A 15823-nucleotide genomic window follows, 5' to 3' on the forward strand; every position below is an offset into this window, starting at 1 on the left:
GTTACACACTGACGGAACTTCCAAATTTAACCAGCAAAGGAGACAAATGATCTTATCGTCTGCCTTAAGAGTTCATGCTCCGGTGAAGCGGTCATGAGTCCAAAGCGTGTTCGCAAATTCGAGCCTCTGAGGAGACGAGCATGTCCGAGTTTAACCTCTCTCGCCTGGAAGACCTGGCTCCCGATGCCCGAAAGTCGGTCGAGGACGCGCTCAAACGCACTCTTGAGACGGAGCTCGCCCGCGCCGCCGCGGGCGAGCCGGGTGGCGAGGCGATGTCCTTCTCCCGGTCGAAGGGCTTCTTCTTCAGCCGTTCGAAGACCGGCGACACGCTGCGTGAAAGGGTCACCAATCCGTCCGAGCGCGCCATGCTCGAGAAGGTGGACTCCCTGGACGACGAGGCGTTCAGCAAGTTCGCCGAGCGGCTCACGACGCTGCGCGACATCAGCAAGGGCAAGTGAATGCGCGCCGCGCTCAGCCCACCGATCACCGGCACCGCGCCCGGCCCGTGGGCGTGGCGGGTGTCGGCCGACGGCTGGTTCGGCGAGATCGAGCGGCTCCTGACGGGGTGGGAGCCTGATCCCTCCCTCGGCTTCGACGGGGCGGTGCGCGCATGTCTTATCGACGCCGCCCGGCAGCGCCAGGAGTGGCTCTACCACCCGGTCGCGACGGCGGTCACCCTCGGCGAGCGGAGACCGGACCGCGATCTGCGGCTGGCTCTGTGGGCCGCCGGGCATCAACCGGACGGGGCGGACCTGGGCGCAGTGACCATTCCCCGTCCGGCTTGGGCCTGGGCCCCTGACGGCGGTCAGCAGGTAGAGGCCGGCCGCTACGAGTTGGTGCCGCTCGGACGACGGGTTCGGACGGCGCAATCGGTCCCAGCCGTCCCTGTCGCGCTCGATGTATGGATCGAAACCGTCGGTCTGCCGCTGCCGCCGGACACGGTCGCCTACGGGGAGTGGAGCTGGGCCCACCACCAGCCGCTGCCCTTCTCGGAACAGGCCGTCCTGCACCACGACATCATCGGCTTCCTGCGCGCCACGCGGGCACTCGCGGAACTGCACCCCGACTGCGCGGCTTGGCTGAGCGCGGTTACCAAGGTCGCGGTTCCGCTGCACGGCCGGCCGTGCAACAGGTTCCGCTCGGGCTCCTCGGCCGGTATTCCCGGCCTGATCTTCACCGACATCGACGGGCCGCTCACGCAATCGCTGGAAACGCTGGTACACGAATCGGCGCACCTGTGGTTCTGCCTCGCCGAGAGCGCCGGACCACTCATCGATCCAGCGCACACCCGGCGGTACGAGTCGCCGCTGCGACCGGATCTGAGACCGTTACGAGGGATCTTCCTGGCGTTCCACGCCCTGGCGTTCATGGCCGCCTTCTATCGCGACTGGGCCGAGGTCGCACCGGGCCGGGAAAACGCCCTGGCGGAGCTGGACGCGGTGCGGCCGTTACGGGACGACGCGATGGGCATGCTGGCCGGCGCGCGCGGCGCCCTTACCGACGCGGGCCTCCGCTTCTTCGAGACCACTATGGCGTCGGTGGTCGAACATGCCGAATGAGCCGGCGGCGGACGGCGTCATCGCGGCGCTGCCCGATATCCTGGCCTTCGTGCCCGGCCCGGGACTTATGGAGATTCGCCGCCGGTTCACGTCGCTGGCCGCCGACGCCCTGGGCCGTCGCGTCGCCGCCGTCATTGGCCGAGATTCGGCACGGGGCGCATCGTTGCGGGTCCGGCTCGCGGCTCTGCCGAGCGACGGCCTGCTTCGGCTGATCACCGTGCCCGAGACGATCCATCGGGTGCTGTGGCCCGAACTGTACGATGCGGACGAACTGGCCCGGTTCCTGCGCCTGGCGGTCGAGGCCGAACACGCTCGCGACGGCCGCGAGCATGAACTGACCCGGCCGACGTGGACGGCGCGGGGTGACGTGATGGTCGGCGGCGCGAACGACGCGGCCACGCTGGCGCTGAACGACTTTCCGCCTATCGTGCTCGGCGATCCGCAACGGCGGCGGCCGACCGCGGTCCTCGCTGGGGACGACGACAGCCTTGTGCCCGCCGACGCCCTTCGCCACGTGGCCGGGCAACTGCTTGAGGTGCGCCGGCGCATGCGTGACTGCGGTGACGAGATCTGGGCCTTTACCCGCGAGTTCACCTCCACCCTGGTCCTGCGAGCCGGAGGCGGCATGGGCGGGTCCTTCGGGTCGAGTTCGCCGGAACGCTATGTCGGCCGGTCGATTCTCTGGAACCCGCACGACCCGGAGGTCACGGTGGAGGACCTGGCCGAGGCGGTGGTGCACGAGGCCATCCACACCGTCATGGACTCGGCGGACGTCCTGTTGACCCGGGCCACACCGGCCGGCGTCCGGTGGATCGTCGAGCCCCGGCTGTACGACGGCGTTTCCCGAGCCGCGTCCGCCTGGACCGGTCGCGAGCTCGACGTGCCGACCTACGTTCACGCGTGCCTGGTCTGGTACGGCCTGCTGTGCTTCTGGACCCGCGCGATGGTCTCCGGGGCGTTTGACGCCACCACCGCCCGGCGGCGGATCATCCGGGCGGGAGGCCCGTTCATGAGGCGGTCCGCCCTCGAGCCGCTGCGGCCCTTCATGAGTGCCGTGCGCCCGGACGTCGCCGCGCTGCTCGAGGCCATCCAGGAGCGGGTGGCCGAAGAGTTCGCCGGCTTGAGCGCCGCGGCGGCCGCCCGGTGACCGCCGTCGGCCCCCTGCACGTCACCCTCAAAGTGGCGGCGCGCTGCAATCTGAACTGCGGCTACTGCTACGTCTACAACAAGGCCGATCAGTCCTGGCGTGACCAGCCCGCTGTGATGTCCGACGCGGTGGTCCGGGCCACTGCCGAACGCTTGCGAAGTCACTGCGAACGCTCGGAGCAGCCGACCCTGCGCCTGGTGTTCCACGGCGGTGAGCCGATGCTCGTCGGAGTGCGGCGCTTCGACCGCTGGTGTCGCATGCTGCGCGACGGCCTCGAGGACCTTGTCGAGGTCAAGTTCACCGTTCAGACCAACGGCATGCTTGTCGACGACGACTGGACCGAGACGTTCCTCCGGCATCGGGTCGTGGTCGGCGTCAGCGTGGACGGCCCGCCGGAGATCCATGACGCGTTCCGAGTCGACCATTCCGGGCGAGGCTCGTACGCCGCCGTCCGGAGCGGGATCGAGTGCCTCACCGCGGCGGGGCTGCCGGTGTCGGTTCTGAGCGTCGCCCAGTTCGGCGTCGACCCCGTGCGGACGTACCGCCACCTCGCCGGTCTCGGCGCCTGCCAGATCGAGTTCCTGTTGCCGGACCACACCCACGACAGCATCCCGGCCGTGCGCGCCAGGTTTGGGCCCACCCCCGGCGCCGACTTCCTGATCCCGATCTTCGACGACTGGTGGAGTTCCGGCACCATGGACCTCCGTCTGGGCCCGTTTGTGGCCATCTCCCGCGCGATCCTCGGCGGTCCGTGCGAAGTCGACTTCATCGGCAACAACCCCCTCGGATACCTCTTCGTCGAGCCGGACGGGTCGATCGAAGGGCTCGACGTCCTGCGGGTCTGCGGACCCGGCCTGGCGGCGACCGGGCGCAACGTGCTCACCGACGACTTCTCGGACGTGGCGGCAGCGAGTCCGATGCACCGCACCTTCGTGTTCGAGGGGCCGCCGCTGCCGTCCGGCTGCCGCGCCTGTCCCGAACAGAAGACCTGCGCGGGTGGCTACATCCCGCACCGGTACGCGGCGGGACGCGGCTTCGACAACCCGTCCGCGTGGTGCCCCGACCTGCTCAAGACGTTCACCCACATCCGCAACCGGCTCGGCGTCGGTCACCAGGAGACAACGCTCCGGCGGCAGGCTCTGACCGAGCTGGCGGCATCCACGAGAGGACCCGCCCGATGACAGTCGCCGCTCCACTGGACCTGCCGGTCGGTACCGGCTATCGGACCGAGGGCATTGCCGCGATGCCCGCGGTCCTGCAATGGGGATCAGGCAGTATTGAGGCCGCACGGGTCCATCGGGAATACGCGGTTCTCCTCGGCGACCGGCTCGGCACGATGCTCGCCGCCGCCCGCAGTCACCCACGCGCCCAGGCGCTGGGCGAAGGCCTTTCGGCACTGTCCAGCCGGGCGTGGCTGCGCGTGCTCACAGCGCCGCAGGTCAGCTATCGGCTCCTGTGGCCAGCACGCCACGAACCTGACGGGACCGTCGACTTCCTCGCCGACGCCGTCGAGGTAGAGCTCAGTCGCGAGCGGGCCGCACCAGCCCCCGGCACCGTATCCGGAGGGAAAACGGCATGGTCGGTGCTGGGTGACGGCTGGCGCGACGCCACCGGCCAGTTCGTGGCCGGACCGGCTCTGCCGGGTCTGCCGCCCCTCGATATAGGAAGCCCGCATGCGCTGGCTATCGACCTCGAAGGCGTCACGGATGAGGTCGTTCAGGCGCGGACTTCCCACCAGCCGGCTGAGATCGACCGGCTTCTTGCACAGCTCACGGACGTTCGCGACGCTCTCGCGACGAGCGCTCCCGATATCCTCGAGTTCGTTGTCGCGTTCACCAAGGTGCTGATTCTTCAGCCCGACCCGGAGGCGCCGACCTCATTCTCGACCGGTTCGTCCGCGCAGTACATCGGACGATCCGTCTTTGGCAACCCCGTGCTCGAGACCGTGGACAGCGTACTGCTCGCGGAAGGTCTCGTGCATGAGGCAATTCACTCCTATATGTACATGAATGAACGGCTTGAGCCCTGGGTCATCAATGCCGAGCTCTACGGACCGCAGTACCGCACCAGGTCGCCGTGGACCGGCCACCCGCTTCCGCTGCGTGCCTATCTCCAAGCTTGTTTCGTCTGGTACGGCCTGCTGAACCTCTGGGCTCGGTCGACGAGCCACACCGCCTTCGACGCGCAGCGCGTACGGCATCGGATGGCTCAGGCGGCACGCGGATTCCTCGCCGGCGATGTGCTGGCGCAGGTCGCCCCGTACCGTTGCGGCATCGTGCCCGAACTGTTGTCGACCATCGAGCAGATGCAGGCTGAGGTCGTGGCGGCCGCCGAGGCGGTCGGCGTTGGCAGCTGAGATCGTCCGGCCGGTGCCGGCCGGGCCGACCGAGGGACGACCGCGCCGATCGTGGCCCACGCCGTTGCTCGCCGGTGACGAGGCAGCCTGGAATGACATGCTGTCGACGCCGGTCCGCAAGCGTTTCTGGGACGGAACCCACCGGACCTGCCCGCCGGCACAGACACTGGAATGGGTCCGCCCGCACCTGGCCGCGATGGGAATCACCCGGATCGCCGACGTCACCGGCCTGGACCGCATCGGCGTACCCGTCGTCACGGTCTGCCGCCCCAATTCCCGATCGCTGACCGTCTCGCAAGGCAAGGGCATCGACCTGGACTCAGCGACCGCCTCCGGCGTGCTCGAGTCGATCGAACTGCACCACGCCGAACGGGTCATGCTTCCGCTGCTACTGGCGAGCCAAGCCGAACTGGGCCCGACCCGGGAAGTGGTCGAAGTCGCGGGCTTGCCGCGCGTCACCGACAGCCGCTTCCACCCGCATCTTCCACTGCTCTGGGTCGAGGGATACGACATCCTCACCAGCACCGTCCGTTGGGTTCCGTTCGAGGTCGTACATATCAGTGCGGTGGTACCGCCACCGGCCGGAAGCGGCTGTTTCGCGGCGACCTCGAACGGGCTGGCATCCGGCAACCACCTCCTCGAGGCGCTCGTGCACGCGCTTCTCGAAGTCGTGGAGCGCGACGCCACGGCGGTTTGGGGAGCGCGCGGCGAGGAGCATCGCATACGGACAGCGGTTGATCCCGCCACAATCGATCACCCGGTCAGCCGCTCTGTTCTTAACGCGTGTGCCACCGCCGGAGTCCAGGTAGCTGTGTTTGACACGACGTCCGACACGGGCATCCCTTCATTCCTCTGTGAGGTCAGAGAACACCAGTTTGACCCTCAGGGCAGGGGCGTGTTCACCGGCCTCGGCTGTCACCTCAACCGTGGAGTAGCGCTCTCGCGAGCGCTCACCGAGGCGCTCCAATCCCGCCTGACGCTGATCACCGGCTCGCGAGACGACCTTTCCCGCTCCGATTACGTTCTCGGCCCAGATGCGCCGACCTCCGAGATCCGGCCGTGGCGGTCTTTCCGCGCTGTGCCGGATCTACCCGAACTGCCGACCTTCAACGAGGACCTCGCACTGATCCTCCGACGACTCGAGAGCGTAGGCATCCGGCAGGTGATCGGCGTCGACCTGACGCGCCCGGAATTCGGCATCCCGGTCGTACGCGTCGTGGTTCCAGGACTGGAAGGCCCGGATGACGATCCCGCGTACGTACCGGGCCCGCGTGCCCGCAACGCCAAGGCAGGTCCCCGATGATCGTCGTTTTCTTGGGCCCCACCCTCACCGCGGCTGAGGCGCGAACCGAACTCGACGCGACCTACCTGCCACCCGCCGCGCAGGGCGACATATATCAGGCAGTACGCCGCGGAGCCACCGCCATCGGCCTGATTGACGGCTACTTCCGGCAGGTCCCGAGTGTTTGGCACAAGGAGATCCTGTGGGCAATCTCCGAAGGCGTCGCCGTGTACGGCAGCGCGAGCATGGGGGCCCTGCGCGCAGCCGAACTGTGGACCTTCGGAATGGTCGGAATCGGCGAGATTTTCAAGGCCTACCGCGACGGGCTGCTCAGCGACGACGACGAGGTCGCGCTGGTGCACCTGGAGGCCGAGGAGGACTTCCGGCCCGCGACAGTGGCGATGGTGGACATCCGAACGACGGTCGCCCTGGCCGAGCGGTCCGGCGTGATCGGTGCCAAAACCCATGCGGCACTGGTGGATGCCGCAAAGGTTCTGTGGTATCCCGACCGAACCTATCCCGGCATGATCCGGGCCGCGCGGGGTCGATGCGACGACGAGGAACTGGCGGCGTTCGAGCAATGGTGGAGGCCCCACCGGACGAGCCGCAAACGGGACGACGCCATCGCGATGCTCCGCCGGATCAAGTTCGACGCCGATCGTGAGCTGTGGCCGGACGCGCCGGCCTTCCACCTGGAACGGACCGCCCTGTTCGAGGATCTGATCCGGTCGGCCCGCGCGGGCAATGCTGCCGGGTCGACCGCGGCAGCCCGCCAACCAGATGAACGGGACCGCGACGCCGCCCTCGTCCGGGTCCTTGCCCTCGACGAGGCGCGTCGCCTTCAATACGAGATCGACGACGCTGGCCTTTACGACGCGGTCCTCAGATTCCGGGCCGAACGTGAGCTGATCGAGCCGAGCGATCTCAATCGATGGATGGCGGCGCGGGGAGTTGGTCGCGCCCGGCTTCTTCGCCTGGCCGCCGACGAAGCCCGCATCGCTTGGGTTCGCCGGGTGCTTGCATCTGAGGTGGACGCCATGTTGACCGATCACGCGGCGGTGGCTTCGAGGAAGTGAGTGATCCCGTCGTGGTGCCGGCGAGGGTGAGCCTTCACATCGGTCGTTGTGATAACTCGCGGTGGGCGGTGTATCTGCCGAAATACGTCCGTAGGTGATAGACCGGGCACGAGCCGGGAGCAGAGGGATCCGCTGCTGGACCGCGCTGTTATGTTGTAGGGCGCGGCGCCGCGCGCCTTCGACTCGGTCAGCAAGCCATCCGGTCGGTCGGCAGGTTGCGGCGGCGGCACCGACCGACGCGGTGATGACGTCCCGGCAAGGCAAGAGAGCCCCCCGGTAACCCCCCGAAAACCCCTGCGAACCGTCGACGATCAGTAGCAAAAATTGACTAGTCATTGATCGAGTTTCAGCAGCTCAATGCCAATATCTGATGACTAGTGACAAGCTAGTGCGCTGACCATGAACGTTTACCGGGTTGATCGTTTACCGGGTTGATATTGGATGTAAGGCGGAGGGAAGTCGTCGTAGCTTGTGCTGATGAGCAATCTGGGTGGTGGTCGGTACCGGTGGCGGACGCGGCTTCGCCGACATCTGCCGTGGTTCCTCGTTGATCGAGGCGTTGCGGGCAAAGGGACGGCCGACTGCGGCGATCATGAGTGGTACAACGCCGACGGCGTGGCTGAACGCTGTTACCACTGCACGGTTGGCTGCCGGCCCTACGACTCGGCGCATTTCGATACGACGGGCTGACCTCAAGCGGCGCGGGTCGGCGCGGGCCGGCCCCAGCGTTGGTGGCGTTCGCTGCGGACGCGGGCGCGTTCTTTTCGTTGGGCGGCGATGACGTCGGGGTGCCGGGCGTTGGCGTTACGCCAGCGCAGGTACGCCTGCATGTCGCGGGCCAGCACGACATGGTTCGGGTAGTCCGAGTTCGCCATGGTGAACATGCGTAGGGGCCCGAACTGCGCTTCGATCGGATCAGCCCACGAGGTGCTGGTCGGGGTGAGGCACAACTCGACCTTGTGCCGGGCCGCCCACCTGCGGATGGTCGGGGTCTTGTTCGCCGACAGGTTGTCCAGGATCACGTAGATCGGTGCCCCGTCCGGACGGGCGGCGCGGATCGTCTTGAGTGCGGAAAGGGTGTGATCGCCGCCTTTACGGCGACGCAGGATGCCCCACAGCTTGTCGTTGGCCAGGTCGTAGCAGCCATGCAGGTAGCGGATTCCGTGGGTGCGTTTGTAGGTGGCGCGGAGCCGGTCGGGGTGGTTGCGGGCGGCCCAGCAGGTCCCGTGGCAGGGGCGGATCGACAGGGGCCCGAACTGGTCGAACGCGAAACACCGTGGCAGGAACTTGGTGGTGACCTCTTCGATGCGGTCCAGTTTGGACTCGTAGTCCGGGTCGGTGGATTCCTTCCAGGTCCGGGTCCGCTGGAAGGTGATGTCGTGGCTTCCCAGGATCTGCCGTAGCCGTTCGCGGCGGATGCCGATCTGCCGCGCCGGTGCCTGTCGCCGGTCGTGGCGGCCGTAGCGTCCTTGCAGGTGGCCGGCGAGTTTGCGAATGCTGAAGTGGGTGAACGGCAGGCCGAGTTTCTTGGGGCGCGTACGGGCCGTGGCCAGGATGAACGCGACGTCGTCGTCACTGATGCGGCGGGGCGCCCCGCCCGCCCAGTGAGGGTCCAGCGCGGCGAGTCTTCGCTGGTTGAACGCGTGGATTACGTCGCGGACGGTGTCCTCGTCGGCGACGACGAGCCGGGCGATCGCCGGGACCGGCGTCCCGGACGACGACGCGAGGATCATCAGGCCGCGGCGGACACGGATGGATTCTTGGCGGCCCCGCCGGACCAGCCGTAGCAAGTACTGGCCCTCGTCCGGACTCAGCCGGCGGGCTCTGACAGGTACAGACATCACGCACCTCGACTCACCCCGTAGATCCAGGATGAGCCCGCCACGCCTCCGAACCCGGCATACGACCCGGCAAGTCGCCAACCCGGTCAAAGTTAGTGGTCAGCGCACTAGCGACCGTGACTTTCGGTAAGCGTAGGTTGTCGACTCTTGTCAACGTTGCGCAGCTGGCTCGAAGAGATCGGTCGCTAGAGTAAAGGCGTCTGGCTCTCCTGATGGAGGCGATGTACGTTTCCCACCGCAGACGCGACTGGTGATCTCGTAGTTACCTTGAGTAACGCGTATACAACGGCCGGTGACCCGCTCGCGTTCCGGCATACCTGACCGACCTCAGGGTCCGGCATGCTCTCCTGGAAGGAGCCGATCGGGGCGAAGCCCACCGTAAGGCCGAACGTGCGGGGTGCGTTTTCTTCTGAGTGACCTGCGAGATGGACGTCGATGGCAGTCCTTCGCGGCATCCGGTGACCGGTTGGTATGGGTTGGCTCTGGTCTTGTCGGTTGTCGAGCCGCGTTTAGACGCGGTTCGTGCGGCCCTTGCCATTAGCGCGGACAAGCGGGTGAGGATCTCCAAGGAGCGATGTCGCACGTCAGCCGGTTGATCACGGTCGGGATAGACAAGAATTCTTAGGTGCTGGCTCTGATCAGACCGGCACTGAACGATCGTCGGTGGCGGACTCTACGGGCGGTGGGTGAGCCAGGCGGTCACGTAACAGGGCGTGCCGGAACTGATAGACGCTGCCAGCGCGGCGGAGAACGCCGCGTTCTTGGGCATCGGCCAGGCTTCGGGAAAGTCGTAGTGGAAGTTTGCGGAGCGCGGCGAGAACGAGGGTTGCCACACAGAACTGGCCCCAGGCGCTCACCAGCACTGCAGCCAGGCCGGCGGCCAGCACGATCCCTGCGCTGGCGGCCCACAACATCGGTTCGGGCACTAGCAGAGCCGGTGTCGTCATGGCGGCGATGGCCCCGCCGATGGTCGCCGCCGAGGCGAGTGCCGCGTTGCGGTCCATCGCCAGCGATGCTGGTGGAGTCGTCGCCGAGGGGGCAGGTTCCGCGCTGCTCGCCAGCGCCGTGACCACACCGCCGGATATAGCGCAAATGATTGCCTTTAGAGGGCTCACGCCTCCGACTATTGGGACAGAAAACAGGACCGCACCTACCACGGCGAACGATCTCAGCACTCCCCGCGATGTCAGCCGCCGCGGATAGTGACGGTCCGTGAACAGCAACCTCGCGAATGACACCGTCATGCCGATTCCGGCTCCGATGGCAAACGCGTAGTACCCCGAGAAGTAGCCGCCCCAGCCAGACGCACCCAAGACCGATACTGCCAAAATCGGTGTAACCATGGCGGCCAGGATGACGTAGACGATGGAGATCACGTGGGCGGCAGGGGCCGGGCGGATATCGCTGATCCGCCACCACGCCAGATCGTGGAACCGATATTCCCTCAGATGGGTCGCGAGCGTCGACAGCCACCGGCGGGTGCTGTCGACCTGTCCCGGATAGGTGGCCGGGATCAGATGGTCCAACAGGTGCTGCTCGATGCCCTCCCGGCTAGCAGCCCAGTCCGCGGTCAGTAGCTCCTCCGGCGCGCGGCCTGTGTTCCGATACACCATGCGGGTCAGCCAGATCATCAACGGGGTGGACAGCGCCTGGGTCAGCGGAGTCCCGCTCTCGTTACGCAGATGGGCCAGGACTGCCGACCAGCGCCGGTCGGTCGGCCCCGGACCGTCGGCGAGATGCTCGGCGGCCTCGGTCGCCGGGACCGGCTGTAACTCCACCACCACAGCTGCCGGAATCGGGCCGCACGTCTGAACAGCCGCCTGGTATGGCTTGGTCCGGCAGGTGACGACGAAGTCGCGGCCAGTGGCCGCCGCGCTGGATAAGCCGATGAGAGCGGCCCGCTGCATATGGTCGTCGAGTTCATCTAGCCCATCGAGGACAGGCAACACGAAGCCGCAGGCGACGAGATCTCGGGCTAGGCTGCGCGGCTCGGCGTTCGGTCCGGGCGTCGTCCGGACCAGGCTACGGTCCTGGGCGATCAACTGGTCGGCGATCCAGTCGTCCAAAGACTGCACCGGATTCCAGCTCGCCGCGCTGAGCAGCACCGCGACTGGCTCGCACGCACGCCGGACGGCGAGCAGTTGAAGGGTCAGCTGAATGGCTAGCATTGACTTGCCCGACCCTGGCTCGCCGAGCATCACCAGCCGTTTCGGGATGTCGTCGCGGTCGAACACGCTCGCGATCCGTGCGTAGTCGCTATCGACGTCGACCGGACCGGCGCCCGCCGATTGCCGGACCGACGCCCAGCTGGCCATTACCGCCTGGGTCTGGGCGTTCGCTGTCCACCGTACGTTCAGGGGCCACGGCTCGCAGACGCGGCGGGCGGCCTGCTCGGCTGCCCACTGCTCTCGCTGCGCAGCAGCCAGGCGCGACAGTACGGACTCACGTTCGCTCCCGGGATCGGTGTTGCCGAGGCGCCACAGCCAGGTCAGCACGCAAACACACACCGCCCCGGCGCTGACCGAGCCGAAGACGACGCTCGACCATTTGTCAGCGCGCTCCAGGCCTTCGTTCTGCAGGAACCATGCCAGCATCAGCGCCGCCAGTGCGGTTGCCGCCAACGTGATCAGGAACCAAACTCTGGGGCGTCTAAACCATCTCGGCACCGGACCAGGATGAGCTTCACGGTGTGAGAACGATACTACCCGTACGGCTGACTAATCGACAGAGATCATTTTCGTTCGACTTGACGATGGGTGCCTGCGGTGCCCGCCGGCGACGCCTGACATTAGCGCCACGCACGCGGCCGTGAACGTCTCCGGCACGCCCTCGCCATCGAGCTCGACACGGCCGTTTCATGATCGATAGTGGCGGTGAGTGACGATGCGCGCTTCGGCGTGTCGGATATGGACGAACGAGGCCTAGGCCGTGTGTCGTAGATCTTGGGGAAGATCTTGATGTGTCTCGATGTTTATCGAGACGCTATGAGCGCACGATTTGAACTCACCGACGCCGAGTGGGTTCTGCTCCAGCCGCTGCTGCCGCAGAACCCGCCGCGAGGTCACCGCTGGAACGACCACCGCACCGTCATCTCCGGAATCCTGTTCCGAGAACGCACCGGCGTTCCCTGGCGCGACCTGCCACCCCGGTTCGGGAACTGGCAGACCATCTACCAGCGCAAACGCCGCTGGGCCCTCGACGGCACCTGGCAGCGCATCGCCGAACGGCTACGCCTGGACGCCGACATCGACGACCCCGAGTGGACGCTGGGCATCGACTCGACCGTGGTCCGCGCCCACCAACACGCCGCCGGTGCCCGCCACCAGCCCCCGGCCTACCAGTCAAAACTCTGACGGCGACCGGCCCGAGCGCCGAACCCGAAGCCCTGGGCCGTTCCCGAGGCGGGTTCGGGACCAAGCTGCACCTGGCCGCCGACCTGCGCAGCAGGCCCGTCTCCCGATCGTTGACCGCCGGCCAACGCCACGACCGCATCGGCTACGACCAGGTCATGGCCGGCATCCGCATGCCCCGCCGCCGCGGCCGGCCCCGCACCCGACCCGCCCGGCTACTGGCCGACAAGGCGTACTCGGTCGCCGCGATCCGCACCGGACTACGCCGACGCGGCATCGCCGCGACCATCCCCGAACGCCGCGACCAGCGCAAAAACCGCCTCAACCGCGGTTCCCGCGGCGGCCGGCCACCCCGCTTCGACACCGACCGGTACCGGCAGCGCAACACCGTCGAACGCGCCATCTCCAAGCTCAAACAGTTCCGCGCTGTCGCCACCCGGTACGGCAAACGGGCATACATGTACCTGGCCACCGTCGACATCGCCACCATCAAAATCTGGCTCCGCGACCTAACCAAAGATCAACAACACACGGCCTAGTTCAACTACGGAGTTGTCTAATCATACGGGCTCGTTGAGTATTGCGGCGCTGAGAAGGTCAACTAACCACTCGACACTCGCGTTAGGATAGTCGGTTAGATCACCATTAACCGCCACGAACTTTTCCCAAGCAGCGGCACCAATTCGGTCTCGAATGATCCCCTCAGCCTCTGCTGCCGTTTTAGTTGTTGATCCCATTGAAACCCCCCGTTTTTGGTAGCCAATTTTAACGCGCCATTGGGATACCTCATGTACGAATGGATGGGTTTCGACGTCAATGCCAGCTTGACATCGACACCCGAACCACCGCGCGTCGGGGCAGGGTGCGGCGGCGTGCGCCAAGTTGCGGGCAGGCCATCCGGCCTGCCCCTTGACCCCTGACCGCCAGAGTCGCAGAGGCTCCGAGGCTCAAGGGCGGCCGCTTGCGGCCGTCGCCTGCGACGCGAAGCGCCCTTGACCTTGGAGGGGCGGCCCGGACACACTGCGCGCCGCCGCACCAGGCACCGACGGCCGCAACCCGCGCTGCGGCCCGGCGCGGCAGCTCGGCCGCGTCGCCCTGGCCGTGCCGGTCGGCTGCCGGCCAAATCCTCCCCACCACCACACTGCTTATCTCTGTCGTCGCAGCAGCCCGGCTCCGCTCCTGCACGCCAGCCGACGGGCTGCCTGCGGGACCGGGCCAAGCGATAGCGGCGGCACGGGCACGCGCCCAGGCGGCGGCGTGAGCGGCCCGTTTCGGGCCGCCTTGAGAACGTATAGAAAGTTTGAACAGGTCCGCGAGGCGGCCTAGCTAGGCTTGGACGGGTTTAGCTGTCACATGTGCGGCTTACTTGCGGAATTCGCCGTCTTTGACGCCGCTGACAAAAGCAGTCCACTCCGCCAAAGTGAAAAGCAGGAATGGGCCGTCAGGATCCTTACTATCCCGGATAGCCCAACCACCATCGGGGGCACTGGCAACCTCGACACAATTCCCACCGGAGCCACCCGAACGGCTGCTCTTCTTCCACGTCGCTAAACGGCGGTCAAAGCTAGCGGATTCAATGCTCATGGCTTAATCTCCTCAGCCGCCGCCACGATTAGATCAAGGGAATCTGCCGGACCGGCGGCCGTCGACAGCACCGACTCCCATGCGTCTCGATACGTTGCGACTTCACGAGGGTCATCGACATAGAGCGTCGAGCGAGTAGCTCGACGCTCACGATGTCGCCGTCTTCGGCATCAGCGAAGCGCAAAGTGATGAAGCCGCCCTGAACAGGCATGTAGGCGCCAGACCCGAAGGGGAGCACTTGCACGGTGGTGTTCGGCCGTCCGGAAGCCTCGGCGATATGCAAGAGCTGCTCGTACATGACATCGGCTCCACCGACCCGTCGGTGGAGGACATCCGTGATGCCGCGGGCAAGGAGCACTCCCGGCATTTCCCGCGCAAGGTCGACGCTGAGCGGTGGGAGGCGGCTTCCCGTTCGGCAATCACGCGCGGCGACTGGACGGACCCCGCTCGGGCCAAGGTGACGGTCGGTATTTGGGCGGCGCAATGGCTGGAAGCCCAGGTGCAGCTCAAGCCGACCACCCGGGCGCGGCATGGCGTCGCGCTCCGGCGGCAGGTTCTTCCGACCTGGGGCGACATGCCGCTGTCTGCGATCTCGTACGCCGAAGTGTCGGCCTGGGTGCAGCGTCTGACCGCTTCGGGGCTCGCTCCGGCAACTGTCCGGTACGCGCACCGGGTGTTCTCGATGATCCTGGGTCATGCCGTCCGGGACGGCCGGATCTCCCGGAATCCCGCTGACGGTGTGCGGCTGCCCCGGGTGCTGCGGGAGGAACCGGTGTTCCTCGACCACGCCCAGGTCGCGGCGCTCGCGGACGCCTGCGAGCCTTACTCGCTGCTGGTGCGGTTCCTGGCGTACACCGGGCTGCGCTGGGGTGAGATGTCGGCGCTGCGGGTGGGTCGGCTGGATCTGCTGCGGCGGCGGGTCAACGTGGCGGTGGCGTTCAGCGAAGTCCGTGGGCAACTGATCGAGGGCACTCCGAAGAGTCACCACCGGCGGTCGGTGCCGATTCCCCGGTTCCTCGTCGACGCATTGGCGGCCCACACCAGCGGCAAGGCCAAGGACGCACTCGTCTTTACCGCGCCGAACGGCGGGCCGCTGCGGAACACGAACTTCCGGCCCCGGTTCTTCGCTCCGGCGGCGGAATCGGTGGGCCTGACCGGGATCACTCCGCACGACCTGCGACACACGGCGGCGTCCCTCGCCGTGGCGGCCGGCGCGAACGTCAAGGCCGTACAGCGGATGCTCGGTCATGCCTCGGCGGCCATGACCCTGGACGTCTACGCGGACCTCTTTGAGGACGACCTGGACCACGTCGCGGAACGCCTCGACCAGGCGGCTCGGCAGGGTGCGGACCAAATGCGGACCGGCACCTCTCCGGACACCGTCGTCGACCTGTTCAAAAGAAAAACCCCAGGCCGATGACCTGGGGTTTCTCGTGGAGCCGCCTGACGGAATCGAACCGTCGACCTACGCTCCTCGACCATCGCCCTCCCTAGCTTGTCACTAGTCGTCATCAATGACCGTTGACCTGCGCAGACGCGGCTGCCCACTGATCAACGTTTGCCGGCGGTCGTCAGCCGTTGGCATGAGTATTCGGGGGGTAAACGGGGGCCGGGCGCGGACGACCGGG

At 66.9% G+C, this 15823-nt stretch carries 12 protein-coding genes and 1 pseudogene; 9 read left to right on the forward strand and 4 right to left on the reverse strand.

Going from position 1 to position 15823, the window contains the following annotated elements:
* Positions 1-140 precede the first annotated feature (140 nt).
* From BLU81_RS03500 to BLU81_RS03530, 7 genes are read left to right on the forward strand one after another with little or no spacing between them, the layout of a single operon-like run.
* Positions 141-458: a hypothetical protein gene (locus tag BLU81_RS03500; RefSeq protein ID WP_092541529.1), complete on the forward strand. Its 318-nt coding sequence runs from the start codon at positions 141-143 to the stop codon at positions 456-458.
* A complete protein-coding gene (locus BLU81_RS03505) occupies positions 459-1559 on the forward strand; it encodes an aKG-HExxH-type peptide beta-hydroxylase (RefSeq protein WP_092541531.1) in 1101 nt (366 codons plus the stop codon). It begins immediately after the preceding gene.
* The gene (locus tag BLU81_RS03510; protein WP_092541533.1) at positions 1549-2706 is read left to right on the forward strand and encodes a hypothetical protein; all 1158 of its coding nucleotides are present in this window, start codon (positions 1549-1551) and stop codon (positions 2704-2706) included. Before BLU81_RS03505 ends, BLU81_RS03510 begins: the two co-directional genes overlap by 11 nt.
* Entirely contained in the window at positions 2703-3887 is a 1185-nt protein-coding gene (locus BLU81_RS03515; RefSeq protein ID WP_092541535.1) for a radical SAM protein, read from the forward strand. The genes BLU81_RS03510 and BLU81_RS03515 overlap by 4 nt, the downstream gene beginning before the upstream one ends.
* A complete protein-coding gene (locus BLU81_RS03520; RefSeq protein ID WP_092541537.1) occupies positions 3884-5062 on the forward strand; it encodes an aKG-HExxH-type peptide beta-hydroxylase in 1179 nt (392 codons plus the stop codon). The genes BLU81_RS03515 and BLU81_RS03520 overlap by 4 nt, the downstream gene beginning before the upstream one ends.
* Positions 5052-6365, forward strand: a complete 1314-nt coding sequence (locus tag BLU81_RS03525; RefSeq protein ID WP_197686111.1) for a YcaO-like family protein — start codon at positions 5052-5054, stop codon at positions 6363-6365. The genes BLU81_RS03520 and BLU81_RS03525 overlap by 11 nt, the downstream gene beginning before the upstream one ends.
* Positions 6366-6376: 11 nt before the next feature.
* A complete protein-coding gene (locus tag BLU81_RS03530; RefSeq protein WP_197686112.1) occupies positions 6377-7420 on the forward strand; it encodes a TfuA-like protein in 1044 nt (347 codons plus the stop codon).
* Positions 7421-8112: 692 nt separating this feature from the next.
* On the opposite strand, the gene BLU81_RS03535 is transcribed toward BLU81_RS03530, so the two are convergent.
* Both BLU81_RS03535 and BLU81_RS03540 read right to left on the reverse strand, forming a co-directional pair.
* Positions 8113-9261, reverse strand: coding sequence for an IS630 family transposase (locus BLU81_RS03535; RefSeq protein ID WP_092541541.1), 1149 nt, complete (start codon positions 9259-9261; stop codon positions 8113-8115).
* A 638-nt stretch (positions 9262-9899) separates the two neighbouring features.
* Positions 9900-11882 carry an NACHT domain-containing protein gene (locus BLU81_RS03540; protein ID WP_157751172.1) on the reverse strand — a complete coding sequence of 661 codons (1983 nt, stop codon included), beginning with the start codon at positions 11880-11882 and terminating at the stop codon, positions 9900-9902.
* 363 nt (positions 11883-12245) lie between these two features.
* Here BLU81_RS03540 and BLU81_RS03545 point away from each other — a divergent pair.
* Positions 12246-13150, forward strand: a protein-coding gene (locus tag BLU81_RS03545) for an IS5 family transposase (RefSeq protein ID WP_373873297.1) whose coding sequence is annotated in 2 segments (ribosomal slippage) — positions 12246-12608 and positions 12611-13150 — 903 coding nt in all. Because the reading frame shifts where the segments join, the coding sequence is not laid out codon by codon here.
* 823 nt (positions 13151-13973) lie between these two features.
* On the opposite strand, the gene BLU81_RS03550 is transcribed toward BLU81_RS03545, so the two are convergent.
* On the reverse strand, positions 13974-14195 hold the full coding sequence (locus tag BLU81_RS03550; protein WP_092541545.1) for a DUF397 domain-containing protein: 222 nt from the start codon (positions 14193-14195) through the stop codon (positions 13974-13976).
* A pseudogene (locus BLU81_RS03555) lies at positions 14192-14562 on the reverse strand (DUF5753 domain-containing protein). The gene BLU81_RS03550 and the pseudogene BLU81_RS03555 overlap by 4 nt, the downstream one beginning before the upstream one ends.
* On the opposite strand from BLU81_RS03555, the gene BLU81_RS03560 reads away from it, so the two are divergent.
* The gene (locus BLU81_RS03560) at positions 14473-15615 is read left to right on the forward strand and encodes a tyrosine-type recombinase/integrase (RefSeq protein WP_092541549.1); all 1143 of its coding nucleotides are present in this window, start codon (positions 14473-14475) and stop codon (positions 15613-15615) included. The pseudogene BLU81_RS03555 and the gene BLU81_RS03560 overlap by 90 nt on opposite strands.
* Positions 15616-15823: the final 208 nt, after the last annotated feature.

It is taken from the genome of Actinoplanes derwentensis (genome assembly GCF_900104725.1).
In the GTDB taxonomy this organism is placed as follows: Bacteria; Actinomycetota; Actinomycetes; order Mycobacteriales; family Micromonosporaceae; genus Actinoplanes; species Actinoplanes derwentensis.